The sequence below is a fragment of the Scytonema hofmannii PCC 7110 genome, from assembly GCF_000346485.2.
GTDB lineage: Bacteria > Cyanobacteriota > Cyanobacteriia > Cyanobacteriales > Nostocaceae > Scytonema > Scytonema hofmannii.
Genome location: NZ_KQ976354.1, coordinates 7,205,963 through 7,231,336, shown reverse-complemented (window position 1 = coordinate 7,231,336; position 25,374 = coordinate 7,205,963). Strand labels below are relative to the sequence as shown.

General features: G+C 42.6%; 23 protein-coding genes, 1 tRNA gene and 1 other annotated feature. Of the genes, 10 read left to right on the top strand and 14 right to left on the bottom strand.

Annotation, left to right across the window (positions count from 1 at the left end):
• Positions 1-103 precede the first annotated feature (103 nt).
• A complete protein-coding gene (gene psbP / locus WA1_RS30235) occupies positions 104-649 on the top strand; it encodes a photosystem II reaction center PsbP (RefSeq protein WP_017740576.1) in 546 nt (181 codons plus the stop codon).
• Positions 650-735: 86 nt separating this feature from the next.
• Entirely contained in the window at positions 736-1,335 is a 600-nt protein-coding gene (locus tag WA1_RS30230) for a Maf family protein (RefSeq protein ID WP_017740577.1), read from the top strand.
• Positions 1,336-1,399: 64 nt separating this feature from the next.
• Here WA1_RS30230 and WA1_RS30225 read toward each other — a convergent pair whose 3' ends face one another.
• Entirely contained in the window at positions 1,400-1,702 is a 303-nt protein-coding gene (locus WA1_RS30225) for a small RNA NsiR4-regulated ssr1528 family protein (RefSeq protein ID WP_026134376.1), read from the bottom strand.
• A 265-nt stretch (positions 1,703-1,967) separates the two neighbouring features.
• Between WA1_RS30225 and WA1_RS30220 the strand changes: the two genes are divergently transcribed.
• Positions 1,968-2,351, top strand: a complete 384-nt coding sequence (locus tag WA1_RS30220) for a hypothetical protein (RefSeq protein WP_017740579.1) — start codon at positions 1,968-1,970, stop codon at positions 2,349-2,351.
• A 71-nt stretch (positions 2,352-2,422) separates the two neighbouring features.
• Here the strand turns inward: WA1_RS30220 and WA1_RS30215 are convergent, their stop codons facing one another.
• From WA1_RS30215 to WA1_RS30205, 3 genes are all read right to left on the bottom strand, one after another.
• Positions 2,423-2,668 carry a hypothetical protein gene (locus tag WA1_RS30215; RefSeq protein WP_017740580.1) on the bottom strand — a complete coding sequence of 82 codons (246 nt, stop codon included), beginning with the start codon at positions 2,666-2,668 and terminating at the stop codon, positions 2,423-2,425.
• A gap of 72 nt (positions 2,669-2,740) precedes the next feature.
• Complete coding sequence (gene ppc, locus WA1_RS30210; RefSeq protein ID WP_017740581.1) at positions 2,741-5,890, bottom strand: phosphoenolpyruvate carboxylase; 3,150 nt, start codon at positions 5,888-5,890, stop codon at positions 2,741-2,743.
• A 96-nt stretch (positions 5,891-5,986) separates the two neighbouring features.
• Positions 5,987-6,223, bottom strand: a complete 237-nt coding sequence (locus tag WA1_RS30205) for a hypothetical protein (RefSeq protein WP_017740582.1) — start codon at positions 6,221-6,223, stop codon at positions 5,987-5,989.
• Between the two features lie 377 nt (positions 6,224-6,600).
• Between WA1_RS30205 and WA1_RS30200 the strand changes: the two genes are divergently transcribed.
• The 4 genes from WA1_RS30200 (at position 6,601) to WA1_RS60405 (ending at position 13,799) form a co-directional block, all read left to right on the top strand.
• Positions 6,601-9,621, top strand: coding sequence for a DUF1574 family protein (locus WA1_RS30200; RefSeq protein WP_017740584.1), 3,021 nt, complete (start codon positions 6,601-6,603; stop codon positions 9,619-9,621).
• Positions 9,622-9,712: 91 nt separating this feature from the next.
• Complete coding sequence (locus WA1_RS30195) at positions 9,713-11,254, top strand: MBOAT family O-acyltransferase (RefSeq protein ID WP_017740585.1); 1,542 nt, start codon at positions 9,713-9,715, stop codon at positions 11,252-11,254.
• A gap of 291 nt (positions 11,255-11,545) precedes the next feature.
• On the top strand, positions 11,546-12,628 hold the full coding sequence (psbA, locus tag WA1_RS30190) for a photosystem II q(b) protein (RefSeq protein WP_017740586.1): 1,083 nt from the start codon (positions 11,546-11,548) through the stop codon (positions 12,626-12,628).
• 463 nt (positions 12,629-13,091) lie between these two features.
• Positions 13,092-13,799 carry a DNA adenine methylase gene (locus WA1_RS60405; RefSeq protein ID WP_017740587.1) on the top strand — a complete coding sequence of 236 codons (708 nt, stop codon included), beginning with the start codon at positions 13,092-13,094 and terminating at the stop codon, positions 13,797-13,799.
• 180 nt (positions 13,800-13,979) lie between these two features.
• Here the strand turns inward: WA1_RS60405 and rplL are convergent, their stop codons facing one another.
• From rplL to rplS, 8 genes are all read right to left on the bottom strand, one after another.
• Positions 13,980-14,372, bottom strand: coding sequence for a 50S ribosomal protein L7/L12 (rplL, locus tag WA1_RS30180; RefSeq protein ID WP_017740588.1), 393 nt, complete (start codon positions 14,370-14,372; stop codon positions 13,980-13,982).
• A 90-nt stretch (positions 14,373-14,462) separates the two neighbouring features.
• Complete coding sequence (rplJ, locus tag WA1_RS30175) at positions 14,463-15,017, bottom strand: 50S ribosomal protein L10 (protein WP_017740589.1); 555 nt, start codon at positions 15,015-15,017, stop codon at positions 14,463-14,465.
• A 103-nt stretch (positions 15,018-15,120) separates the two neighbouring features.
• Positions 15,121-15,320 (bottom strand) — a sequence feature (ribosomal protein L10 leader region).
• A gap of 69 nt (positions 15,321-15,389) precedes the next feature.
• Complete coding sequence (rplA, locus tag WA1_RS30170; protein ID WP_017740590.1) at positions 15,390-16,106, bottom strand: 50S ribosomal protein L1; 717 nt, start codon at positions 16,104-16,106, stop codon at positions 15,390-15,392.
• A gap of 126 nt (positions 16,107-16,232) precedes the next feature.
• The gene (gene rplK / locus WA1_RS30165) at positions 16,233-16,658 is read right to left on the bottom strand and encodes a 50S ribosomal protein L11 (RefSeq protein ID WP_017740591.1); all 426 of its coding nucleotides are present in this window, start codon (positions 16,656-16,658) and stop codon (positions 16,233-16,235) included.
• 9 nt (positions 16,659-16,667) lie between these two features.
• Positions 16,668-17,300 (bottom strand): transcription termination/antitermination protein NusG, encoded by a 633-nt coding sequence (gene nusG / locus WA1_RS30160; RefSeq protein ID WP_017740592.1) that lies wholly within the window; start codon positions 17,298-17,300, stop codon positions 16,668-16,670.
• Entirely contained in the window at positions 17,300-17,521 is a 222-nt protein-coding gene (gene secE, locus WA1_RS30155) for a preprotein translocase subunit SecE (protein WP_026134377.1), read from the bottom strand. Before secE ends, nusG begins: the two co-directional genes overlap by 1 nt.
• Before the next feature lie 174 nt (positions 17,522-17,695).
• Positions 17,696-17,768, bottom strand: a tRNA-Trp gene (locus tag WA1_RS30150).
• Between the two features lie 155 nt (positions 17,769-17,923).
• Entirely contained in the window at positions 17,924-18,286 is a 363-nt protein-coding gene (rplS, locus tag WA1_RS30145; RefSeq protein ID WP_017740594.1) for a 50S ribosomal protein L19, read from the bottom strand.
• A 142-nt stretch (positions 18,287-18,428) separates the two neighbouring features.
• Here rplS and WA1_RS30140 point away from each other — a divergent pair, with 142 nt between their 5' ends.
• From WA1_RS30140 to WA1_RS30130, 3 genes are all read left to right on the top strand, one after another.
• Complete coding sequence (locus WA1_RS30140) at positions 18,429-19,394, top strand: glycosyltransferase family 2 protein (RefSeq protein WP_017740595.1); 966 nt, start codon at positions 18,429-18,431, stop codon at positions 19,392-19,394.
• 395 nt (positions 19,395-19,789) lie between these two features.
• Positions 19,790-21,139, top strand: coding sequence for a PrsW family glutamic-type intramembrane protease (locus WA1_RS30135; RefSeq protein ID WP_017740596.1), 1,350 nt, complete (start codon positions 19,790-19,792; stop codon positions 21,137-21,139).
• Positions 21,140-21,261: 122 nt separating this feature from the next.
• On the top strand, positions 21,262-21,864 hold the full coding sequence (locus WA1_RS30130) for a Uma2 family endonuclease (protein WP_017740597.1): 603 nt from the start codon (positions 21,262-21,264) through the stop codon (positions 21,862-21,864).
• An 82-nt stretch (positions 21,865-21,946) separates the two neighbouring features.
• Here WA1_RS30130 and WA1_RS60400 read toward each other — a convergent pair whose 3' ends face one another.
• Together WA1_RS60400 and WA1_RS30120 are read right to left on the bottom strand one after the other, a co-directional pair.
• A complete protein-coding gene (locus tag WA1_RS60400) occupies positions 21,947-23,458 on the bottom strand; it encodes a diguanylate cyclase domain-containing protein (protein WP_017740598.1) in 1,512 nt (503 codons plus the stop codon).
• The gene (locus WA1_RS30120; protein WP_017740599.1) at positions 23,455-25,362 is read right to left on the bottom strand and encodes an adenylate/guanylate cyclase domain-containing protein; all 1,908 of its coding nucleotides are present in this window, start codon (positions 25,360-25,362) and stop codon (positions 23,455-23,457) included. The genes WA1_RS60400 and WA1_RS30120 overlap by 4 nt, the downstream gene beginning before the upstream one ends.
• Between the last annotated feature and the right edge of the window lie 12 nt (positions 25,363-25,374).

Genomic DNA, 25,374 nt, shown 5'->3' with positions numbered 1-25,374 from the left:
CTTCCCCTTGTCTCCTTGTTCCTAGGCGTCACTCTTAGTGCGACAATGGGTACGAGAAATTATACTTGCCTATTCTGGCAGCAAGTCCAAAGGAATATTGTCCATGTGGAAACGAATTGCATTCATTATGCTATTGGTGTTTAGTTTCAGTCTAAGTCATTCTGATGTCGCGATCGCATCTGGTCTCAAAAGCTATGTTGACACGACTGATGGCTATGAGTTTTTATATCCTAACGGCTGGGTGCAAGTTAAAGTCGCCAATGGACCTGACGTGGTTTTCCATGACATCATTGAAACAAGTGAAAATGTCTCCGTGGTTATTAGCCCTGTTTCAGAGGGTAAAACTCTAAAAGAACTGGGAACCCCAGGGGAAGTAGGTTACAAATTAGGGAAAAATGCCCTTGCGCCTGAAGGATCGGGGCGTGAAGCTGAATTAGTCAATGCTCAAGAACGAGAATATAACGGCAAAACTTACTATAAATTGGAGTATTTGGTTAAATTTCCCGGAAATCAACAACGTCACAATCTTTCCAATATTGCCGTCAGCCGGGGTAAACTTTTTACCTTCAACGCTTCCGTTCCTGAAAAACGTTGGCGCAGAGTCCAAAAATTCATAGAAGAAGCTGTAAATTCTTTTTCTGTATATTAATACTAGTACGGGCGCAAGGCCGCCGCACCCGTACAGTGGTTAGTAGAACAACCAACAACTAACCACTAACAACTAACAATTTTTTTATGAACACTCCACCTTTTATATTAGCTTCTGCGTCTCCTGCAAGACGCCGTCTTCTCCAGACAGTTGGAATTGAACCTATAGTTTGTCCCAGTGATTTTGATGAGTCTCAAGTTCAATTGGACGATCCTGCACAACTCGTGCAAACTTTAGCCCAAAAGAAGGCAGAAACTGTAGCTCCTCAGTTCAAATCAGCTTTAGTCATGGGTTGTGATTCTGTTTTATCTGTAGGGGGCGAAATTCATGGCAAACCTGCAGATGTAGAAGAAGCATGCCAACGCTGGCAAAATATGCAAAGCAGTTTTGGCGATCTTTACACCGGTCATGCTTTAATCGATCTCTCTCAAAATCTTAGTTTGGTGAAGTGCCAGGTTACAAGAGTTTACTTTGCACAACTCGACTCCAGCACTATTGATGCTTATGTTGCTACGGGAGAACCGCTCAAATGTGCTGGCGCATTTGCACTTGAAGGTTATGGTAGCTTATTTGTGGAAAAAATTGAAGGTTGCCACAGCAATGTTATCGGACTGAGTTTACCCCTGCTGCGGCAAATGATAGAGGAACTGGGGTATAAAATTACAGATTTTTGGAAAAGTTGTTAGTTGTTAGTTGTTAGTTGTTAGTTGAAAAACCACTAACCAATAACCACTAACTACTAACAATTAACTATTTACCATAATAAAAAGCAATTTCTTTCTCTTTCAAAGGGGCAAAACTCGCATCTTCTAGCATTTGATTAAGTTCGGCTTGGGGAATGTGTTTTGCTCCAATTCTCACAATGCGCGATCGCATTGTATTTGATACCCCACTGCGCTGTCTGTTTGCTTCTAGTTCCATGACCTTCTGATAAAGATCTAGTTTAGCAGGAGGAATGGGAGAACCATCGAAATCAATTCCTCGTGCGATCGCTTCATCAATTGCATCAGCACCTTTGGTCGTTTGATCGTTTTGGTTAATTTCAGTTGTCATCGCAAATCGGAGCACAGTTACTTCGTAAATTTTACCAAGTATTGTTGCCACCAATATACTAAAAATGAGCCGCTTTTGAGACAGTGTAGCTTTTTGTTGTCTACATTTTACGCATTTTCAAGGAAAATTCGCTTTCACTGAGGTTAATACTTTTTCTTATAATTAAGTATATTTTCGGATTTTTTCTCAAACGATTACTATACGCTTGTCACTTTTGGAGCTTTTGGTTTAATCTCAAACCAACGGTAAAGCAATAGGTTGCGCTATGTCAGACCCTCACACTCCTTATAAAAAAGACCGTACCTTAGAAAAAGCTCTAACCAACAAAATCATCAATGATTATTTTGATAACTCGGAAAGTTGGTTGCGAGCGATTCTGCGGATGTGTATTTTCTCCTTAGCTCACTTGGACGGACAACCAGTATTTGTCGTAGAATGTCCCAACCAAGCAGTGGCCAAGCGGCTGAGCCGCAAAATCTATCCTTTCAGAGGGATTGTATACTTTTTAACTGATAACTTTAACGCTGGCGATCGCTCCCTTTTCTGCTACCGGGATAGTTCTACAGGAGTTTGGCGTTGTTTTGATACTAGCACAAACTCTTGGAAAACTTTGGGTTATCCACAAACACCTGCTACTCCGACTGAGTAATGGTTAGTAGTTGGTTGTTAGTTGTTAGTTGTTGGTTGTGAGTAGAACCACTAACCACTAACCACTAACCACTAACTCTTTTGCTTAGTCACTAAACCCCCAACGAAAGCGCCTAAGATAGTCCCCGTCCACAGTCCAGTCGTGCTTCCTTGCCACATTGCGGTTGGAGTTGTCCAAGCACCACACACCTGTTTCCATCCCCAAGGTTGATTTTGGCACTTCTGATTGTGAAGGCTCAGGGTAATTTGCCCCCCTACATAACCGCCAAAAAACCCTGAGAGTAGAGCTAAAAAACTACAGACTAAGATTCTTTTCATTGATAGTTGTTAGTTGATAGTTGTTAGTTGTTATTCTACTAACCACTAACCACTAACCACTAACTACCAACATCAACCAGTATTTCTCATTCCAGCAGCAATCCCGTTGATTGTTAACAATGCTCCCCGCAATAACTCACCTTTGCTATAACGAGAGTGAATAACTCCAGAAGTCACGTTAGTTCTGGCTTGACGCAGGCGCTTGAGGAGCGATACTTGTATAAAGCCTAATGGTACAATCGTTCCGTTACGCAGTTGTACGGAACGTTGCAATGTAGGGTCTCCGTCTAGAAGTCGTTGATGTCCTGTAATTTGCAAAACAAAATCCCGTGTTAGGTAGTACTCGCTGGCAATTTGCTCAAAAACTTTTGCCAAACGGACTTTGTCTTCTGGTTCTGATAATTCGTCTACATAGTGTCGCGCCATTTGCAAGTCTACTTTTGCCAAAGTCATTTCTGCTTTAGAAATGACCATTTTAAAGAATGGCCATTTGATGTAAAAATACCGTAGTAATTTTAGATGTTCTTCTGGTTCCTCGTTTAAAAATTCTTGCAGGGCTGTACCCATACCATACCAAGAAGGTAGCAAAAATCGGGTTTGCGTCCAGCTAAATACCCAAGGAATTGCTCGCAGGCTACTTAAGTCTTTTTTACCAGAAGGACGGCGTGCGGGACGCGAACTAATTTGCAGTTGGCTGATCTCCTCAATGGGAGTCACTTGGTGGAAGAAGTCAATAAAATCAGGCTGCTCGTAAATTAGAGCGCGGTAGTGTGTACGCGATCGCGCTGCGAGTTCTTCCATAATCTCATTCCAGGGTTGAATATCATCAAACCCGGTTCGGAGCAAACTCGCTTGAATCACCGCAGTCGTAATTGTTTCCAAGTTATACAGTGCTAAGTCTCTTAAAGAATACTTAGAAGCTAAAACCTCTCCCTGTTCCGTGATTTTTATCCGTCCGTTGATACTGTTTCCGGGTTGAGCCAATATAGCCTCATATGCTGGACCACCGCCACGTCCCACGGAACCACCGCGTCCGTGGAAAATCCGTAAAGCTACACCATATGCTTCTGCTACTGTTTGTAGGGATTTTTGAGCTTTATGAATTTCCCAGTTACTGCTCAAGAAGCCAGAGTCTTTGTTGCTATCGGAATACCCCAGCATCACCTCTTGTAAGTTGGGAGTGAGTGGAGAGGGAGAGGGGGAGAGGGGGAGAGGGGGGGAAGGGGGGAGTTTCTCTTGATTCTCTGGTGTTGCGGCAAAGCCTCCCGCTAACAAAGCACGATAGAGGGGTAACGTAAACAGTTGTCGCATCACGCTAGTTGAACGACGCAAATCTTCCACCGTTTCAAACAGGGGAACGACTTGGATGGTTCCAATCGCAGTACCGGGATCGAACAGTCCCGCTTCTTTAGCAAGTAGCAACACTTCTAGTACGTCGCTCATTTCACGACACATACTGATGATATATGTTTGACAGATATCTTGACCAAATTCCTGTTGCAGCGATCGCACTACCCGTAAAGTTTGAATGACATCGTTCGTTTTTTCCGAAAATGGCAGTTCTGCTGGAATTAATGGGCGACGGGTTTGAAGTTCTGCTGTCAGCCAAGCCACTCTTTCTTCTTCAGATAACTCGTTGTAAGGAACTTTTAGAACTCCGAGGTATTCCAAAATTTCATTTAAAGTATCTGAGTGACGGGTGGATTCTTGACGAATATCTAGATGTGTTAAGTTAAAGCCAAAAATTTCTACCTGACAGATAAGATTTTCTAATTCTCTACAGCTTAAACCTGTTTCTGTCAAGTTCCGTTCTATGAGGCGCAGTTCTGCTAAAAATTCTTCTCCCGATCGATATACGGGGGAATTGTCGTTAGTTAATTTTTCGCCTTTGTTAAGCGCCAAATTGCGATCGCGTGTATTTTCTAACCGCTTTTGGACGTAGGACAATTTGAGTCTATAGGGTTCTTGGCGATAGCGCAAAGCCAGTTTATCGTAGACTTCGCTCAATTGAGATTGTTCGTACTCCAAGGACTCGAGCAAATCTGGCAACACATCACTCCAATGTAGCGATAAACTGAGCAAGTTAATCAGCTGCTTGATGGATTTGATATACCTTTCCAGAACGATATTGCGCTGGTAACAAGCTGTCTGCCAAGTGATTTCCGGCGTAACTGATGGATTTCCATCGCGATCGCCACCCACCCAAGAGCCAAAGCGGCAAAAGTTTCTGGTTGGTGGTTCTAACCATGGAAAAGTAGTAGCCAAAGCGTATTTGAAACGTTTGTACAGGTGCGGAATCGCATCAAAGATAACTTCTTGGAAGTAATGCAAGGCATAGTCAACTTCATCTAACACCGAAGGTTTAAACTGATGAAGTTCGTCGGTACGCCACCACAAGCGAATTTCCTCAAGCAATTGGGATTGCAATTCCTCAACTTCCCAAGAATATGCGCCTCCCTTTAGGTATGCTTTCGGCACGTCTTCTACAAACGAATTTGAAACCGAGGGACTCCCTGCAACACACTGCTCGTTAAAAGAGCGCTTTTCCACGGCATCTAGTTGTTGTAAAAGCTGTACAACTCGGCGCTGTTTGTCGCGAATTGTATAACGAACTATTTCTGTTGGGTGAGCCGTAAACACTAACTGCACGTCTAACTGTGCTATTAAACGTTGAATTTGCTGTGGCGGTACATTTAGCTTAAATAGCTGGGGAAACAAACGTGTAAAAGTGCCTTTCTGTTTTCCTTGTGAAGTTGCCTGCCAGCTTTTTGTAAGGAGATCTGCGCCCAAGCCGCTATTGAGTGGTGCTTCAGCTTCTTCTTGATTTGAGGAATAAATAAAATTTGGTAGAGGTTCCTGCATTTTTGCTTCTGTATCTACCTCATAGCGGCTTAGTTGCTGTCTTTGTTCGTAATCCTGCTCTATGATATTAATCAGCTGAAAATACAATGCAAAGGCACGTGCTGCTCGAATTGCTTCATTAATATTGAGTTGTTCGATTAACTTAGATACAGAGGAGGCTTGGTTATCTATTGCTTGTCCTTCTGGCGAACATAAATCTCGCAGTTGCCGTAATAAGTCCACCATCTTTTGACCGCATTCTTGTCGGAGAACGGACTCCCACAACTCCTCTACAATTTGGAGGCGATGGCGTAGAAACACTTCGGAGGCGGGGTAGATATTCACATCCTGAGATGAAGACGAGTATAAAAGAAAACTCATACCTTTAGTTGGTTAAGGATAAATAATATTTATCGAATTTGGAGATTTCTAGTCATGGAGTTTGCCACATAATTTTTAACTACATTGGTATATGTTTTAACTTTTGTTGATTTCGTTTTGGTCTGGGAAGTTGAGAATAGGAAGGCGATCGCCTCGAAACAATTCTTCACTAGCTTCACCGAGCGCATACAGGGTTTCTACGGTGGTTTTTGAAGCTAGTAACAGCAGTAGTATAGACGCTGTACCAACTTGTAAGAGGGCATACTGAGGAATGGTAATGAAGAATAAGTCTAATCCAGTGTCAGAAGAAGCTTTGGAGGTTATGGGTGGCATTGGTATTTTTTCCTGTAAAAAGAAGAAAAGCCATGAAACGAAACAATCAATATGAAGAAGGCAGCTATTTTAGAGGCAGAAAGCAGAAGGATGATTGGATAAGGAGACCTCAAAGACCTCGTTTTTTTTCAGAAATGGAATTTTTCCCTTCTGCCCTCTGCCTTGACCTGACAAGACTATCTTTGCCGATTTTGTGAGAAAAGAAGATAACAGAAGTGTTAAAAAAAGTTACATATTGTGCTTCTATGGTTCTAGTTTACAAGGGATTAGCAATTCAAAATTGGGAATTAGGTATTAAATCAGTGACCAGTTTGTCAGAAATCGGCGACCAAAATGGTCTCAAAACACACGGTTTCTCTGCTCCCGGAGGTTTTTAGATGAAAAAACTCTTACCAGTTAGCCAGCAATCCTTATTGCAATGGGTCAGCCAAGCAACAGGGATTAGCACTTTCGGGGTAAAAATCCGATTGCAAGGTAACGACCTGCACATTCTTTGTGAAGGTCCAGAATGTCCTCAAAAGTGGCAAACTTTGTCTGACTTGCTGAAAGCACTACAGCAAACAGATGTGGATGTGCTAACAAGTGCAGAGCAACCTGCTATTTACCAAGTTCTTGTCTACGGGCGCAGAAAAGGGGAAAAGAAACCTGAATGGTGTCACAGAGTGCATCTCAATCAATTAGATCGGCACCTCGAACAGGTGCATCAATCGCTCTTACAAGATGCTGAGAAATCTGGCATTAAAAAACCAGCAGCAGTGAATGCAGGCGGGGCGCTGATTGTATCTAACGAGAGTTTAGCACGCCAAGGACAGCCAGATGCCATTGCGCGTTACCTCAGCGAAACCATGAGTGCTTTTGGTGTGTCCGTAGAGGTTAAGGTGATTCAGCAGAAGGCAACAGGACAAACCGAGCAGAAAGAAAGTCGCCTGTGGGTATTCTGTGAGTCGAGTTACAGCCCCGATCCATCTTTAATTGGCGAACCAATAGCCCAAAAATTAAGGCATCTAAAGCTTTCTGGCTACAAAGATGCTGTGATTGCCTCGCGAGTTAGCGGTGAACCTGCCCTAGATTGGCTGTTGCGGGTAGATTTAACACCGTCAGAGGTGATGCTTCGAGAATGGGCGCGTTGGGGGGATATACAGGCAATTTCAATGTTGCTGAATGAGGCTTTGGCAGAGGTGAAAGTTGCTGTAAAAGCCACTTTAAAAGAAACAACGTTACACATATTTTGCACCCCAGCTTTCGACCCATTAGGCACCGCTGTCATCCCAGAACAAGCATTGTGCTTAGAGAAAATCAAATTTCTTTTACACGACATTGCCCCTCAAGGTATTGTGGCTGCTGCTATATACGGACGAAAAACAGCCAAAGATAACAAACCAGCTTGGGTAGATTGGTCTACTTTACCTGCAACTGAGAATTCAAACTTTGCTGCATCAGCTTTAGAGTTAGCAACTGCTGGAGATGAACCTGCGCTTGTCTTTTTACTTGAGCGTCTGCTTAATCCTGACTTAGATTTGCGTCTTAAAACAGGTGGTCTTCGCGTACTCCCGCGACGCAAAGAAGATTTGTTACACGTTATGTGCGACGCACCCGTTTGTCCTGCACGCAAACAAGTAGCAAGTAAGATTGCCCAGTTTGTACATCAGTTAAAAATTCCTGGTGTTGTAGGAATACGGATTTACGGTCGGCGGGCTGGTAATAAGGAGCCTTTCTGGAACTACGGTGTTGATTTTGAGGAACGTCAGCGCTTAGTACCGGAAGCAACTCCAGAATTTGCTGCTACTTCTGCATATGTTGGCGAACTGCTTCCGGCTACAGATCGCGAACCAGTTCTGCGCCCGGATTTAACATTAGAGGAAGTTCAAACTTTTGTTGCAGAAGTCGCACGGGATTGGAGTACTTCTGTTAGACAGTTCCTTATTGGAACGCAGTTATTTGCTGACAAAGATCAGTTCCAAGAAGAATCAGCCGATTCACAAGGAATCCGAGTTGCTTTGGTTTGGGGCGTGCTTGGCTTAATTCTCACATTACAATCTGATTGGGTTTTAGGTCGAATCATTGCTCGCAACACACCACCAACCCCCTCAGTTGCAGGTGTCGCACCCGCTAACTCTAGGATTTCTAAAAACAATGGTAACGAGCAGGGTGAAAGTGCAATCTTTTTTGCAAACACGTCTAAAGAAAAGCCTTCGCGTAGAAATGAAGGTTTTAATTCGTCGGGATTCATCCAACCAAGCGACGATGACCGAGACAACAGTATAGAAACTGCTCCCCTGAAGCAAAGAGCAAATGCAACTGCTATTCTTTTGGCAGCACGTTCGCAAATGCCAAGTTTTAATGCCCGTCAGTTAGATGAACAACTCGTACTTTACAAACATCGTCTGCAAAAAAAAGGTAGCCCACCTGATGTGCTGATTATTGGTTCTTCCCGTGCTCTTAGGGGAATAGATCCAGAAGCTCTTTCTCAAGCTTTAAAAAAGGAAGGTTTCTCAGGTGTTGACGTATTCAACTTTGGTATTAATGGTGCTACAGCACAAGTTGTTGATTTTATCCTTCGTCAAGTTCTTGAGCGATCGCAACTGCCAAAGCTTATTCTTTGGGCTGATGGTTCCCGTGCTTTTAACAGTGGTCGGGAAGATATGACTTTTAAGACAATTGCAGCATCTCCTGGTTATCGGCTAGTATTAGAAAAAGCACATTTAAAAAATCATGGTAGTGAAATTACTGATAAGCAGCCAAGAGAAACAACAAACATAGCTAAAAAAGAAAGTAGTATTGGCTACAAAGCTGTTGATGAGTGGCTCAATCAAGGAATAGGCAATTTATCCGCTAGCTACCAACAACGAGATCGACTCAAACAACTCTTAAACCAACAACTAAAATCTCTACCAGGATTAAACATTAGCTCGGTATCAACTAGCACAAAATTAAAGAAAACAGACGACCCAGAGGAGAATTTACAGCAAGCAGTTGATTTTGATGGATTTTTACCTTTGTCCATCCGCTTTCAGCCTAGCAAATACTACAGCAAACACCCAAAAGTTCTTGGTAGTTATGACAACGACTACAAATCTTTCAGCTTTAAAGGAGAACAAGAGACAGCTTTGCGATCGATACTCGAATTCACTGAGGCTCATAAAATTTCTCTAGTCTTTGTGAATATGCCTTTGACTACTGAGTATCTGGATTCCATGCGATCGAAACATGAGAAAGAGTTTCAGAACTATATGTTGAGCTTAGCCGGACACCCAAACTTCACCTACCGGGATTTGAGTCAACTTTGGCCTAAAGCCAATAATTTCTTTTCTGACCCCAGCCATCTCAATCGTTATGGCGCATATGAAGTCTCTAAAAAGTTAGCCAAAGACGCAATGATTCCTTGGCCAACTCAGTGACCGGTGACCAGTGACCAGTGACCAGTGACCAATAACAACTAACAACTAACAACTAACAACTAACAACTAACAACTAACAACTAACCAAAAAATGAATTTAATATCAATTTTATACGGGTTATTTTTACTCAGTGTGCTGGGAATCTACTGGTCTGTAGGACAACAAAAGTTACGACTGTGGACTTTACTAATTGCTAGTGTTGTTTTTTATGCTTCTTTAGGCGAAGGTAATCCCAGCACAACCGTGTTGTCTACACAAGTGCAGTATATTCCTTTATTATTTGCATTAATTTATATTAACTTTCGTTTGGGACGAGAAATTGGTGAAAATACTTCTCCCGGACAACATAATTTGGATTGGCAAGTCTCTAATGAAGATTGGCGTTTTGCTCAAGTTGATTGGAACCGTCGTCGTTTAAATCTTTTGTGGTTGGGTGTAGTTTTAAATGTTTTGCTACTATTTAGTTTTAAGTATTTACAACCTAGCTTAAATTTCTTATTTCAGAATTCCGCAAATACAAATTCTAATGCTGACTCTTTTAAATTAATTGCTCCTTTAGGAATTTCTTTTTTCACCTTTGAATGTATTTCCTATTTAGTTGATGTCTATCGTGGTGCGCCGGCTACTAAAGATTTTCTAAAATTTACAGTCTATAAGTTTTTCTTTGCCAAACTCATTTCTGGCCCAATTACTCGTTTTCATACCTTAGGCAACCAACTTCAAAATCTTCGCTTTCCAAGTCCGGATTTAGTTGCAGAAGGATTATGGCTCATTGCTAGAGGTGCTGCGAAAAAACGGATTTTAGCAGACCACTTGGGAATTTTTGTTGATGTCTGTTTTGGTAATTTACAACGGGCGGGTAGTTTAGATTTATGGTTAGCTACATTTGCTTATGGCTTGCAATTGTACTTAGATTTCAGTGGCTATGTTGATATCGCCCGTGGTAGTGCTATGCTGTTCGGCTTGGTTTTACCAGAAAATTTTAAATCTCCTTATTTCAGTACTAGCATTGCTGATTTTTGGCGGCGCTGGCACATGACTTTGGGCGACTGGTTGAGAAATTACCTCTACTTCCCTTTGGGAGGTTCCCGTCAGGGTTTAGATCGGACTTGCATGAATTTACTTATTGTGATGTTAATTGCAGGTGTCTGGCATGGAGCAGCATTGGGTTTTGTTGTTTGGGGTTTATTTCACGGGTTAGCTTTGGTTGTTCACCGTCTAACTGATGCAATTAGCGATCGCCATGAGAATTTGGAAAACTTTTGGCACAAGCCACTGGGTACATTTTTGGCTTGGCTGCTCACACAACTGATGGTTTTCACATCATGGATTTGGTTCCGCTTGCCGAATTTAAATGACTCTTCTTTTGTCTTTCAGCATCTTTTCGGTTACCCATCTGATGTCCAATTTGCTGAAAAGGTATACGTGGAGGTTCTCAACATCAGTCAGTTTCAACTTATGGTTCTGTTAGCTGTTGTAGCTACCGTTATGGCGATCGCCTACGCTTTCAAGCAGACTTTGAAGTTACAATTCAACTGGCCCATCAAGCTTGTATTTGTACCTTTATGCCTGTACGGCGTTTGGCTACTTGCCCCAGATGGAAGTTTACCGTACATCTACTTTGATTTTTAACAATTTTGAGAGCGCTACAGTTCAGTTAAGCAGTTATTTAGAAACCCGGTATCTTGAAGATACCGGGTTTGGTGCTCCCCTCGCGACCCTTAAGTGAACCCTATTGACGTACATCTTACAAATCAAAATCAAGTTTAATCTATAAGTAAAACTAATTATATATATAAATAAATTAAATAACATTTAATAGTTAAAATTCAGTAAACTCATGTACAGTCAAAATAACACGGGAAAAAAGTAATTACCCTGTGTTGCACTTAGTTAAGAAACTTAAGCACTCATAACAAAATTATGACCACAACTGTACAGCGCCGCGAAAGCGGAAACGTATGGGAGCGGTTTTGTAACTGGATCACCTCTACCGAAAACCGCCTTTATGTAGGCTGGTTCGGCGTGTTGATGATTCCTACACTCCTCTCCGCAACCATTTGCTTTATCATTGCCTTCATCGCTGCTCCTCCTGTAGACATTGATGGTATCCGCGAACCTGTTGCAGGTTCTTTGATCTACGGAAACAATATCATCTCTGGTGCAGTTGTTCCAAGCTCTAACGCAATTGGTCTTCACTTCTACCCCATCTGGGAAGCCGCTTCCTTAGATGAGTGGTTGTACAACGGTGGTCCTTACCAGTTGGTGGTTTTCCACTTCTTGCTCGGTTGCTTCTGCTATCTGGGTCGTCAGTGGGAATTGTCTTACCGCTTGGGTATGCGTCCTTGGATCTGCGTTGCTTACTCTGCACCTTTGGCTTCCGCAACCGCAGTGTTCTTGATCTACCCCATCGGTCAAGGTTCTTTCTCTGATGGTATGCCTTTGGGTATCTCTGGAACTTTCAACTTCATGTTGGTGTTCCAAGCAGAGCACAACATCTTGATGCACCCCTTCCACCAGTTAGGTGTAGCAGGTGTATTCGGTGGTAGCTTGTTTAGCGCAATGCACGGTTCTCTGGTAACCTCCTCCTTGGTTCGTGAAACAACCGAAACCGAATCACAGAACTACGGTTACAAGTTTGGACAAGAAGAAGAGACCTACAACATCGTAGCAGCACACGGCTACTTCGGTCGCTTGATTTTCCAATACGCATCATTCAACAACAGCCGTTCCTTGCACTTCTTCTTGGCAGCATGGCCAGTAGTCGGCATCTGGTTCACCGCACTGGGCATCAGCACCATGGCGTTCAACCTCAACGGTTTCAACTTTAACCAGTCCGTACTTGACTCGCAAGGTCGTGCGATTGGCACCTGGGCAGACATTCTCAACCGCGCTAACCTCGGTATGGAAGTGATGCACGAGCGCAACGCTCACAACTTTCCTCTTGATTTAGCTGCTGGTGAAGTTGCTCCTGTTGCAATGAGCGCTCCTGCTATCAACGGTTAATCATTCATTTAGAGACATGATACTATCGTCTCTTACGTAAATGGAAGCGTCCTCTTAAATGGGGGCGCTTTTATTGTGTTAAGGGACTTCCAAATAAAAAAGTCTTCAAATATCTCTTGTGGTACTAAAGTCTCTTCGTCACTAGTATAGAAAGAACGGGCGGGGACGCCCGTACCACAAGATTTGGGAATTTATTTCTTGGAAATCCTCAGGCTGAATCTTGGTATTTGATCCGAGGAATTGAATTGTCGCCTCGTTCATTTATAATTTCTATAGTATATTAGTATTATCAGAATGTATTATTAACATCTACTAGCTTTTTTAGCTTATACAAATATAAAGAAAGATAATGCTAGTGGTGAACCACTAGAGAAAAAAGTCACTTAACTCAAAAGGGATTATAAATTACGTTTTACTTTTATTCTAATTTTCGGATATATTACTGAGTCTAAGGTAGGCTTTTATGGCGAAGAAAATTGCCTTTGGTTGGTATGGCGGTAAGTATAGTCATCTGGACTGGCTCTTACCTTTGTTGCCTAAAGCAACCCACTACTGCGAACCCTTTGGCGGATCGGCTGCTGTGCTATTAAACCGAGAGCCTTCGCCTGTAGAAACCTACAACGATATTGATGGCGAAGTGGTAAATTTCTTTCGGGTGCTACGCGATCGCAAAGATGAATTAATTCAAGCGATTGGGCTAACGCCGTTTGCACGTGAAGAATTTCGGGTGGCGATCGCGGAAGAGGAAGAGGGTTTGTCAAGTCTAGAAAGAGCTAGGCGCTTTTTTGTCCGGGCGCGACAAGTAAGGACGGGCTTGGCACAAACAGCCAGCGAAGGGCGGTGGGCACACTGTAAATTGACCTTGCAAAAAATCAACAGCACAGGTAAACGAGTTGAAAAGTATATCTTTATTACAACAGATGTAATTGAGGAGCGTGTTCGGGAGTATGCGGCAACAATGTATGACAGCACAGGTGGCATAGAGATTGCAATTTTGGACTGCATCAGCTTTCTACAGCACTTTTTGTACTTATTTTATCGGTTACGGGTACAGTTTCTAGAAGCGTATCAACAGCTGGTGCTCGCAGAACCAGAGAGTGCCATCAGCCAACCCGTAAAAGAAGCTTTTTTAGCACTGAGACAGGCGGCTGAGAGTGATAGAGAGTTTTGACTTCGTTTGCATAGTCTCAAAATGCGTTCTTAGAACGCAAAAGAATTTATTTTAGAAGCAAAAACAAAGCAACACCCAATGATAAATTTTAACTTGGGTGCTGCTTTTGTTACGGATAATTTGGAACTCATGCTTCGTAATTTGTAATTGACTCAGCCATTACGAATTACGAATTACAAATTACTTAATACTAACCTTACCGCCAGCGTCTTCGATTTGCTTCTTAGCAGCTTCAGCAGCATCTTTAGCGATCGCTTCCTTAACTGGCTTAGGCGCAGATTCTACCAAGTCTTTTGCTTCTTTCAGACCCAAACCGGTCAATTCACGTACAACTTTGAGTATGGCAATCTTCTTATCAGCAGGAACTGCTTCGAGAACAACGTCAAACTCAGTCTTCTCTTCTACTGGTTCAGCAGCAGCAGCAGCACCGGGCGCAGCCATCATCATCATTCCGCCTGCGGGTGCAGCTGCACTTACGCCAAAGGCTTCTTCAATTTGCTTGACTAACTCAGCTGCTTCCAGCAAAGTCAGTGTTTTTAATTTATCCAAAATTTCATCAGTTGCTGTAGACATTGTTATAACTCCTGTAATTTTGATTGGTTAGTTGTTAGTTATTAGCTGTTAGTTGTTAGTTGTTTTCTACTAACTACCAACTACGAACCACTAACTAGAAGCACTTTCTGTTTCACCGTCGCCTTTTTCCTTATCGGCGACAGCTTGTAAAGCACGTGCGAGAGAACTTGGGACTTCGTTGATACCAACAGCAATCTTGGTAGTCAAAGCATTGAGCGCTCCAGCAATTTGCGCCATGAGTTGCTCTTTGGATGGTAAATCTCCCAAAGCTTTGATATCAGGCTCTTTCAGCAGGCGACCTTCCATGACGCCGCCACGAACTTCTGTTTTCTTGGTGACTTTCTGGAAATCTTGATAAGCCTTAATTGCTGCTGAGAAATCCTCTTTGACTAGCAAAAAGGCAGAAGAACCTTTGAGCAGTTCCTCTAATGGTTGCCATTTCTCTTGGTCTTTAATGGCAATACCCATCAGGGTGTTTTTGGTCACCTTGCAAACAGTTCCAGCAGGACGCAAGCGTCTCCGTAAATCTGTGATTTCCGCAACTGTTAACCCTTGATAGTCAATGACTATTGCTAGTTGCGACTGACTCAAAGTTTCTTTGAGATCGGCTACTATAGCGTGTTTATCTTCTATCGTTCTTGGCATCTTTATCACCTCCTTAAATTTGTTAGTTGTTGGTTGTTAGTTGGGTTTTTTCTACTAACCACTGTACGGGGGCAAGACCGCCGCGCCCCTACTAACCACTAACCCAGAAAACAATAAACCCCAGCTCTCGCAGCCGGGGTTTTAGAGTAAATACGCTTTTAACAATACGTCTTTACTTCATCGTCTTTATGCCACAGTACACAAACCCTTTCAAAGGGTATACTTTTAGCAATTAGGACGCAAACCTAGGCAGGATATTAAGCTAATAGCACCTGCTGTCTCCGGCTGTCGCTGTATTTAATTGTTAATTTTTGGTTGTTGGTTGTTAGGTTTGTTCTACTAACCACTAACCACTAACCACTAACTTTTAACTTACGCACCTTCAGCCTGTTTCAAATCCCGTAGGGCGTTGACATCGACTTTAATCGAAGGTCCCATTGTAGCGGATACGTACATTGTTCGCCAGTAACGACCTTTTGCTCCTGAAGGACGGTTGCGATCGATTGTTTCTTGCAACGCTTTCAAGTTTACCAGTAAATCTTCTGGTGTGAAGGATGCCTTACCAAACATAACATGGACGATACCAGTACGGTCAGCTCGGAATTCTAATTTACCTGCTTTAAATTCCCCGATCGCACTTGCAATATCAAATGTGACTGTTCCACCTTTGGGGGATGGCATCAAACCGCGAGGACCGAGTAACTTACCTAGCTTTGCTACCTGAGGCATTATATCAGGTGTCGCTATCAGCTTGTCAAAGTCCATTCTGCCTTTTTGAATCTCGTCTATCAGTTCTTCTGAACCAACAATATCAGCACCTGCATTGCTGGCTTCTGTAACTTTTTCCCCTCTGGCAATGACTGCTACCCGTATTGTTTGCCCTGTTCCTTTGGGCAATACCACTGTTGTCCGCAGTTGTTGGTCAGTATATTTGGGGTCAATACCCAACCTGATGTGTGCTTCTGCTGCTTCAGCAAACTTTGCTGTCGCCGTTTCCTTGAGCAGAGCTAATGCATCTAAGGGCTGATAATCTTTGTCTTCTACTTTTTCTAGAAGCGCTTGCAAGCGGCGCGAAACTTTTTTCGTCATTTTTCTCTCCTGGGGTTTATTACGAAGCGATCGCCTCTCCCCCGATAATTTTTCTTAGCTGTTAGTTGTTAGTTGTTAGTTGTTAGTTGTTTTCTTTACCACTAACTATTAACTACTAACCACTAACTAATCCTTAACTGTCACACCCATATTTTTGGCAGTGCCTTCAATAATCTTCATCGCCGCGTCGATATCGTTGGCGTTGAGGTCGGGCAATTTTGTTTGGGCAATTTGACGCAACTGTTCTGTTGTAATGGAACCAACTTTCTTTTTGTTTGGTTCGCTTGAGCCTCTTTCAATTTTTGCTGCTTTAGTAATGAGTACCGACGCAGGAGGAGTCTTGAGAACGAAGGTAAAACTCCGGTCTTCATATACCGAAATTTCTACCGGAATTACCGTTCCAGTTTGTTCTGCTGTCTTGGCGTTGTACTCTTTACAAAACATCATAATGTTCACGCCATGCTGACCCAATGCTGGACCAACTGGCGGTGCTGGGTTGGCTTTCCCAGCATTCAGGGCCAACTTAATGACCGCAACTACTTTTTTCGCCATGTTTGTTGATTAGCTCTGTTTTTCTACCTGATTAAATTCTAATTCCACTGGTGTATCTCGCCCAAAAATCGAAAGCAGAGCTTTAAGCTTACTCCGTTCAGGACTGACTTCAATCACCTCACCTTCAAAGTCTTTAAACGGACCTGAAAGCACTTTTATCTTATCACCTGCGGCCATGTCAATTTTGACAACTGCCTCTTGCTCGCTGGTCTGTTTGAAGATTCTTTCAACTTCTGTATGACTCAGTGGCACAGGCTTTACGTGACCGCGACCTTTGCCACTTCCACGTTTTTGCTCTGCTCCCACGAAATTAATCACGTGGGATGTGTTGCGTACTACCTGCCAGGTGTCGTCATCCATCAGCATTCTGACAAGAACATAGCCGGGAAATACTTTTTCCTCTGTGTGCTGGCGAGAACCATCCTTACGGATTTTTACTGCTGGTGTATGTGGGATCTCCACCTGGACAATTTTATCAGCTACATCAAAGGTTTGGATGCGCTGCTCTAAATTTGTCTTTACGCGCTTCTCGCAACCAGAAGCGACTTGAACTGCATACCAGCGAGCTTCTTTCGACGCTGAATCTGCGGTATCATCTGACTGTAGCGTTGCATCACGCTCACCGTCTGTTGCATAAGTCATCAGAACACCTGTTGTGCTGCCCAAGTAAAAAATTTATCTACTAGAAATATCAGGGATGCTGAGAGTGCCATCATTAACAAAACAGCGGCTGATTCGCTCACAAGCTGTTGCCGACTGGGCCAAACCACCTTATCAAATTCTTCCTTGAGTCCTTGGAAGAAAATCGGAAGTTTCAAAGAGTTGGTTGTTTCCGTCATTTCTGCTTCATTTTTTTTGGCCACGAGCGCTGACTCCCCCATTTACTACATACACGCTGCCTATTACTTTCTTTTGTAACAGCGCCAGCTCGTTTGAAGCAATTCGCTACGAACGCAAAAACTATACCCGAAATCTATAAGTCACACTGCTAACTTAGCAGATACTGCTTTAGTTTCGGGCATTGTCTTAGCTGACAGCGCGCCCTGGAGGACTTGAACCCCCGACATCAGGTTTTGGAGACCTGCGTTCTACCAACTGAACTAAGAGCGCACAAGCTGCTGCTTATTTAGTTACCTTTTCTAGCTTACACTAGGATAACATAAATTGGCTACTTTTCCAGTTAACTTTGGAAGGGTGAAACTCTCAAGAGCGGCACGAGCCGCTTTTTTGTTGAGCTTTCTCCCAAAGTTTCCTGCCTGTTTATATTACAGAGCACGATCGAAGCGTTGCTTGATCCGGGTCGCCTTACCAACGCGATCGCGTAGATAATAAAGCTTGGCACGCCTAACTTTCCCGCGACGCAGTATTTTGATGTTGTCTATCCGTGGGGAATGCAATAGAAACACTCGTTCGACGCCTACACCTTGGAATACGCGACGAACTGTAATAGTTTCGTTAATGCCACCATTCCGTATAGAAATGACAACTCCCTCGTAGGGCTGGACGCGATACTTGTCGCCTTCCTTAATTTTAACTCCAACTCTTACTGTGTCACCCACAAATATTTGGGGCAAATTAGATTTTAGCTGCTCCGCTTCTATAGAGCGGATGATCTCCTGAGCGTTCATATTCGGTGCAAAAACTCACAATCAACAATAATAAATCGACAACTAGCATTCAGTCTAGTTATTTTAGTGGGAGCACTTACTAAGTATAACGGTGCTAGATAGAAAATGGACTATACAGGGCTAAGCCACGAGAATCCGATCTATGAAATTCAGCGTCGTTATTACGACCTACAACCGTTTAACGTTGTTGCAACGAGCAATTAACTCCGTGCTCAACCAGACCATCCCTTGCGAACTGGTTGTTGCCGATGACTGTTCACTGGATGGCACCCAAGATTACTTGAAAAGCTTAAGCGTTGAACTGTCATGCCATGACAATTTACCACGTCTTGTTTATCATCGCAATGAGGTGAATCAAGGTCATGCGGCAACAGTCAATGCTGGAGTCAAGGCAAGCAGTGGAGACTGGATTAAGTTTTTGGATGATGACGATTACCTGAGTCCCAACTGTTTGGAAGAAATGGTAAGAGCGATCGCACTGCAAAAAAGCGCAGTCATTTGCTCTTGCATTGCTGCTCAAGTAGATATAGACGGAGTTGAAAAGAGCCGCACGCCTGTTGTCGGTCCGGGACTAGCATACTACATCCCGCAAACAGATATTCACTACGGTATGTTACTGGAACTCGTTCCTTTTGGTACACCCGTTCAAGTTGCTTGCAGCCGTGAGGCTTTCTTGCGAACTGGAGGGTGGGATGTCAAATTAACCAGTTGTGATGATATTGATTCTTGGATTCGTATTGCCCAACATGGGGATGCGATTTTTCTCAATCAATGTCTTGCTTATCGTACTGTATGGTCTGGGGGTTACGATCAAAAAATTTCTCTAAAAGTTAGGTTAGATACTAATATTTTAATGAAGGAAAAAATTCACGCCTTGGTTGATGAAAAGTATCGTCAAGATATTTTGCCTTTGCGGGATATAAAAAGTTACTTAAAACTGCATTGGACTATAGTGGCTCTTAAAAGTAGAAACATTAACAGTTTTATTAAAATTGTCGATCCTTGTATTCTTTCGTGTAATGCTTGGCGGCTGTTGTTAGAGGCTATTTTGGCAAGGCGATTAAAGAAGTACAATTATATTCGCAAATTGGTATTGATAAAACTTTAGACGCCTCGTGACCTGTCTCTACAAAAATGAAAGACTGCAAAAATAAATCATCCCGTCCCACAAGAAATTTTGGGAAATTTTTGATTTGGAAGTTTCTAAGAGGATGTTTTAAAAGTTTTGGCCTCATATAATTCACTACTATACAAACCCTCGCCCGCCGACGCGGACTAGTATTTTGAAACCCACGTAGGTGGGTTTTGCCTGTATACACGCGAATTCCATTCGCCAAGACAAGTAATGAAAAATTAACTATATTTTTTGGGAATATCCTATAAAGAGATGGTATTAAGGATGTAGTGTTGCTGACTAAGTTGTTACGCAACTTAATTATTTTCAGTAACAATACGTACTGTATAATTCAAATTTTCAAACAGGCGGGTAAAGGATATACTTAGATGAGTATTGCTATTCTGCGTTTGGTATCCGGGAGTGGAAATAATTCTTACTCGCTGTTGACGACGGGCGAAGCGATCGTTGGGCGCGACCCCAGCTGTCAGATAGTACTCAGTTCCAATCTCTATGGAATGGTTTCGCGACGACACGCATCTGTTCGCCCATCAAAAACACCAGATGGCAGGATAAGTTATGTGCTGTGGGATTTGAATAGTGCTAATGGAACTTTTTTGAATGGCGAGACTTTGCAGGGTAGTCAGGAATTGCAAGCAGGCGATCGCGTTATGTTTGGTAGCAATGGTCCGGAATTTGTCTTTGAGTACCAACACAAGCAACCGCCTGTAAAAGCACCACAGCCTGTTATTTCGCCAACTCAAGTAGCCGCCAAATCTGTTGTATTATCTAATACAGACAGTGAAGCAAGCTGGTCGCAATTGCTTCCTATCCTGTCACCACCTAAAGACCTCACACGGAAAGCTTACCTGATACCGGGAATGATCACGGTCATCTTCGTGGTGCTGTTGTTTTTTGTACAAGGACGTACATATCAATTCTTACTTGGTTCCTATTTAGCTGGTGCTGTTTTATACTTTGTTTATCGATTGTGTGGGAAGCCGAAACCTTGGTGGGTGCTGATTGCTTCTATGATGTTCACCATACTCCTTTTGGCAAGCCCCATACTGCACTTATTTATATTCGTATTTCGGGTTCTTCTTCCTGGAAATGTGCCAAACGATCCCAGCACACTACCCTTTCCACAATTATTTATCCGCTACTTTTTTGGTGCTGGGTTATTAGAAGAATTACTTAAAGCCTTACCGATCGTTGGATTTTATTTTTTAGGTAGAACCGTATCTTCTCCAACACGGGAACGTATTGGTGTGTGGGAACCCCTTGATGGAATTTTGCTGGGAAGTGCCTCTGCCGTGGGTTTTACACTATTTGAAACCTTGGGTCAATATGTGCCTGGTACTGTCGCAGAAGTTGCGAGAGATATGGGAGAACAAGCAGGGCTGCTAGCAGGATTGGAACTGCTGATTCCAAGAATCTTGGGCGAAGTCGCAGGGCATTTGGCTTGGAGTGGGTGGTTTGGCTATTGTATTGGCTTGAGTATTCTCAAACCACGTCAGGCTTGGCGAATTTTGCTTGTAGGATATTTGAGTGCCTCAGGGTTGCATGGGTTGTGGAACAGTAGTGCAGGGCTTGCAGGCAGTTTGGGAGTTTTTGTTTTAGGATTGTTGGTGGTAGTTGGTGGAATGTCTTACGTTTTGTTGGGATCGGCAATTATTAAAGCGCGTTCTATGTCACCGACGCGATCGCAAAATTTCGCAACCCGTTTCTACGGCTCGTAATGCTAAATTTGATAAAAGAATGCGATAGATAGCTGAGTGAGATGAAAACTAAGCAAAGCTTTCTCAATCCAAAATCTAAAATCTAAAATCCAAAATGGTATAAGTTTGTGAAGGCGAGCGAGATGACAACCACAACTAAAAAGCTAACTCTTGAAGAGTACCTTGCCTGGGACAATGGAACAGATATCCGGTATGAACTAGTAGATGGAGAGATTGTTGAAATGCCTCCAGAAAGCGACAGCAATAATTTAATTTCTATTTATCTACTCTCAGTATTTCTTAAATTTGTTCCTATCGAGCTGATCCGCCATAAAGATACGGAAATTGTGGTCACGGGAAAGCGCACACGTGTGCGAATACCTGACTTGATGATACTAACGCAGGAGTTACTAGTAGCAATTGGGGGACGGAGAGCTACTATTATTCAAGATATGCCACCCCCAACACTGATTGTTGAAGTTGTCTCTCCTGGTAAAGTCAATGAAGATAGAGACTACCGTTACAAGCGTTCTGAATACGCTGCACGAGGTATAGCAGAATACTGGATTGTTGACCCAGGGAAGGAAAAAATCACAGTGTTGACTTTAACGGATGGATTATACGAAGAAGCCGTCTTTCAAGGTAGCGATGCTGCAAAGCAGCCGCTTCGCGAACGCATTATATCAGTGGCTTTTCCCAGCTTAGAGATTACAGCAACGCAAGTTTTAACACTTGGAAAAGTGTAGGGTGGACAATGCCTTAGTGTCTCCGCTCGGTTCTCGTTCCCAGGTTCTACCTGGTCACTGGTCACTGGTCACTGGTCACTGGTCACTGGTCACTGGTCACTGATTCTGCAACAATACAATTGCGACCCCGTTTTTTAGCTTCATAAAGTGCTCGATCTGCGACTCTAATTAACATTTCCTTTGATTCTTCATGAGTGGGAACCAAAGTACTGATTCCCAGACTTAATGTGACATACTGACTGATATATGATTCAACATGAAGCAGGTAAAGTTCTTGTATTTGTTGCTGAATCAACTCTGCCACTTTCATTGCTCCTTCAAGAGTTGTATTGGGTAGAAGAACGGCAAATTCTTCACCCCCGTAGCGAGCAACTAAATCGGCGGGACGCTTAACAGAATTGTCGATCGCTTGGGCAATCTTCTGCAAGCAAACGTCTCCTGCAATGTGACCGTAGGTGTCGTTGTAGCGTTTAAAATAATCTACATCGCAGAGAATGAGGGATAATGGCAGTTGCTCCCGGCGCAGCCTAGACCACTCAAATTCTAAAACTTGGTCGAAGCGTCGGCGATTGGCAACTTGAGTTAATCCGTCTAAATTGATCAAACGTTCTAGTTCGTGATTGGCTTGGTATAGTGCAACCTCAGATTTTTTACTTTGAATTAATGACCCAATTTGAGATGCGATCGCAGTGACTAACTCCAGAACTCTTGGTTGCGGAGTTATGGCATTTTTTGAAAGAAAGACGAGAATTGCCAGAAACTCTTCCTTAAAAAGAATAGGAACGCCAAAAGCCGCTTTGAGACCGACTTGATCGGCAAGATTACGGTGGTAAAAGAGATTATCCTCGTCTTCAGACACATCAAAAAGCCACTCGGGTTGTTTAGAAACCCAAATTCGACCGGGAAGCCCTACATTAGGGCTAAATGTTAATTTGTGGCTTTCATCACGAAATTTTGATAATTCAGGATCGCTAGCATACCAACCTTGACTGCACTCAAGGGCTGTTCCTTCAGAATTAACAATCCAAGCTTCACCCAAATCCCAACCAATAGTTTGACAGATTAAAGCAAGAACGTTTGAGAGTGCTGAATCAATGCTAGTTGCCGAACTAATTTCTTCAGTAGCTGTGAGGAGCAATTGTAACTGAGCATTTTGCTGGCATAATTCCTGATTTGTTTGTTGCAGTTGTATCTGTAAACTACGTAAAGCCAGTTGATTTGCGATCCGTGCTAGCACTTCTTCCACTTGAAATGGTTTTGTAATATAGTCTGCACCTCCGAGGTGAAAAGCTTTCGCTTTATCAAGCCCTTCACTCAAAGCACTTAAGAAAATGATGGGGATATCTTTAGTGTTTGGATCGGCTTTCAATTTTTGGCAGACTTCATACCCTGATAAATCTGGCATGAGAATATCTAGTAATATTAAATCGGGTGGGCTTGTTTGAACAACCTGTAATGCTAAGTTTCCATCCGGTACAGGTCGAACTTTATAGCCATTTTGTTGCAAGACGTTAACTAATAAGCGCAAGTTGGCAGGTGTATCATCAACTACCAAAATGGTGGCTTTGGATTTTTGACTGCTAGCAAAATTCATAGGGATGTTTCAACGTCTCTTGCTTTTGCCAAAAGCCAGTAAGTCATCATTTCTCCTTTGCCTTTGATGGCGATTTTTCCACGCTTTTCAAATTCAAATTGCTCTTTTAAACGGTCATAGGTTGCAGCACTGACTTGAATCTTACCAGGTAATCCATTGGATTCCATACGCGATGCAATGTTGACTGTATCTCCCCACAAGTCATAAGTAAATTTAGTCATACCAATCACTCCAGCTACTACCTCTCCCGTGTTTATACCTATTCGCACTTGAAATGTCTCTGTTGTTTCAGCATTGAATTGAGCTAAACAAGCTTGCATATCTAGTGCCATTTGTGCAGTTTTTTGAGCACTATCCCCACATGGTGTCGGTAAACCGCCAACCACCATGTAGGCGTCCCCAATTGTTTTAATTTTCTCTAAATTGTGCTTTTCTGCTAACCGATCGAATTGAGAAAAAATTTTATTTAAAACTTCTACGATTTCTGCTGGATTTTTTTGGGTTGAGAAGGAGGTAAACCCTACCAAATCGGCAAATAAGACACTAACTTCTTCGCATCGATCGGCAATTGGGCTTTCTCCTGCTTGGAGGCGTTCGGCAATGGGTTGAGGCAAAATGTTGAGTAGCAGTTCTTCAGTTTGAGCTTGCTGAAATTTTAAGGCTTCTTGTGCTACCATGCGATCGGTAATCTCAGTGACCATACCTTCGTAGTAAAGCAACTTCCCCGTTAGATCTCGAACCCCACGTGCAGTTTCTGAAATCCATATGGATGTTCCATCTTTACGGCATATGATTGACTCGAATCCTGTTACAGCATCATTTGTTTCGATCTCAGTCACGTATTGTTGGCGTCGATGGGAATCAAAATATAACTGCTGACCAATATATTGTACGTTTTCGATCAGTTCTTCCGGACAAGAGTAACCGTACATGTTAGCTAGTGCTTGGTTTGCACTGATGTAGCGTCCGTCAGGAGTTGATTGATAGATACCGACGATCGCATTTTCAACAATGCTGTGATAGCGTTCTTCTGCTATTCGCAATGCTTCTTCTGCAAGTTTGCGGTCGTTAATATCTCTTGCTACTAGAATAACTGAGCGATCGCGCATGGGAGAAATTGCTGCTGTCAACCACACTGTCTTCTCTAAATCGTTAAGGCAGAAATCTAAATTAACAGTCTCCTTTGTGTCTAGAGCTTTTTGAATCAGACTTAACCAAGTTTCGGCAGTTTCATCTTGAAAAAATTGTTCTAATATCTGACTGACTCTATCTGTATTAGAATTCTGTTTTTCTACTACTTGTGTTGGGATAATTTCTATATTATTAATTTGTTCTTCTGTAATATCAATAACAATAACAATATCAGTCATCGCAGCTAAAACAGTACGCATTTTTTTTTCAGATGTAAAAAGTTTCTGCTGAAGAAGTTGGCGTTCTGTAATTTCTGCTTGAAGTTGCTTGTTTTGCTGGTGCAATAACTTAGTTTGTTGTTGAAGTATCTTCTGAAGAAAACGTTGGGAGAGTTGATTATGAACTCGTGCTAAAACCTCCTCAGCTTGGAAAGGTTTAATGATATAGTCAGCACCGCCAACTTGAAAGGCCTTGGCTATATCTAATCGCTCATTTAACCCACTAGTAAATATGATGGAAATTTCACTTGTTTGAGGAGAAGCTTTCAGTTGCTGACAAATGCTGTAGCCATTCATATCGGATAAGACAATGTCCAGCAGAATTAAATCGGGAATCTTTGTTCTAGCAATCTCAATTGCTGAGTAGCCATTGTTTGCAAGATGAACTTCGTAGTTATTTTTCTGTAATACACTTACTAACCAATCCAAAGCAGTTGGTGTATTATATACTACTAAAATCTCTGCTTTTTGTTTGTTGTTTAACGAAAAATTCATAGATGTTCCTGG

Bases quoted from the DNA above. Each gene is read 5' to 3' on its own strand.
- psbP (WP_017740576.1), top strand. From the start codon at position 104: ATGTGGAAACGAATTGCATTCATTATGCTATTGGTGTTTAGTTTCAGT.
- WA1_RS30230 (WP_017740577.1), top strand. From the start codon at position 736: ATGAACACTCCACCTTTTATATTAGCTTCTGCGTCTCCTGCAAGACGC.
- WA1_RS30225 (WP_026134376.1), bottom strand. From the start codon at position 1,702: ATGACAACTGAAATTAACCAAAACGATCAAACGACCAAAGGTGCTGAT.
- WA1_RS30220 (WP_017740579.1), top strand. From the start codon at position 1,968: ATGTCAGACCCTCACACTCCTTATAAAAAAGACCGTACCTTAGAAAAA.
- WA1_RS30215 (WP_017740580.1), bottom strand. From the start codon at position 2,668: ATGAAAAGAATCTTAGTCTGTAGTTTTTTAGCTCTACTCTCAGGGTTT.
- ppc (WP_017740581.1), bottom strand. From the start codon at position 5,890: ATGAGTTTTCTTTTATACTCGTCTTCATCTCAGGATGTGAATATCTAC.
- WA1_RS30205 (WP_017740582.1), bottom strand. From the start codon at position 6,223: ATGCCACCCATAACCTCCAAAGCTTCTTCTGACACTGGATTAGACTTA.
- WA1_RS30200 (WP_017740584.1), top strand. From the start codon at position 6,601: ATGAAAAAACTCTTACCAGTTAGCCAGCAATCCTTATTGCAATGGGTC.
- WA1_RS30195 (WP_017740585.1), top strand. From the start codon at position 9,713: ATGAATTTAATATCAATTTTATACGGGTTATTTTTACTCAGTGTGCTG.
- psbA (WP_017740586.1), top strand. From the start codon at position 11,546: ATGACCACAACTGTACAGCGCCGCGAAAGCGGAAACGTATGGGAGCGG.
- WA1_RS60405 (WP_017740587.1), top strand. From the start codon at position 13,092: ATGGCGAAGAAAATTGCCTTTGGTTGGTATGGCGGTAAGTATAGTCAT.
- rplL (WP_017740588.1), bottom strand. From the start codon at position 14,372: ATGTCTACAGCAACTGATGAAATTTTGGATAAATTAAAAACACTGACT.
- rplJ (WP_017740589.1), bottom strand. From the start codon at position 15,017: ATGCCAAGAACGATAGAAGATAAACACGCTATAGTAGCCGATCTCAAA.
- rplA (WP_017740590.1), bottom strand. From the start codon at position 16,106: ATGACGAAAAAAGTTTCGCGCCGCTTGCAAGCGCTTCTAGAAAAAGTA.
- rplK (WP_017740591.1), bottom strand. From the start codon at position 16,658: ATGGCGAAAAAAGTAGTTGCGGTCATTAAGTTGGCCCTGAATGCTGGG.
- nusG (WP_017740592.1), bottom strand. From the start codon at position 17,300: ATGACTTATGCAACAGACGGTGAGCGTGATGCAACGCTACAGTCAGAT.
- rplS (WP_017740594.1), bottom strand. From the start codon at position 18,286: ATGAACGCTCAGGAGATCATCCGCTCTATAGAAGCGGAGCAGCTAAAA.
- WA1_RS30140 (WP_017740595.1), top strand. From the start codon at position 18,429: ATGAAATTCAGCGTCGTTATTACGACCTACAACCGTTTAACGTTGTTG.
- WA1_RS30135 (WP_017740596.1), top strand. From the start codon at position 19,790: ATGAGTATTGCTATTCTGCGTTTGGTATCCGGGAGTGGAAATAATTCT.
- WA1_RS30130 (WP_017740597.1), top strand. From the start codon at position 21,262: ATGACAACCACAACTAAAAAGCTAACTCTTGAAGAGTACCTTGCCTGG.
- WA1_RS60400 (WP_017740598.1), bottom strand. From the start codon at position 23,458: ATGAATTTTGCTAGCAGTCAAAAATCCAAAGCCACCATTTTGGTAGTT.
- WA1_RS30120 (WP_017740599.1), bottom strand. From the start codon at position 25,362: ATGAATTTTTCGTTAAACAACAAACAAAAAGCAGAGATTTTAGTAGTA.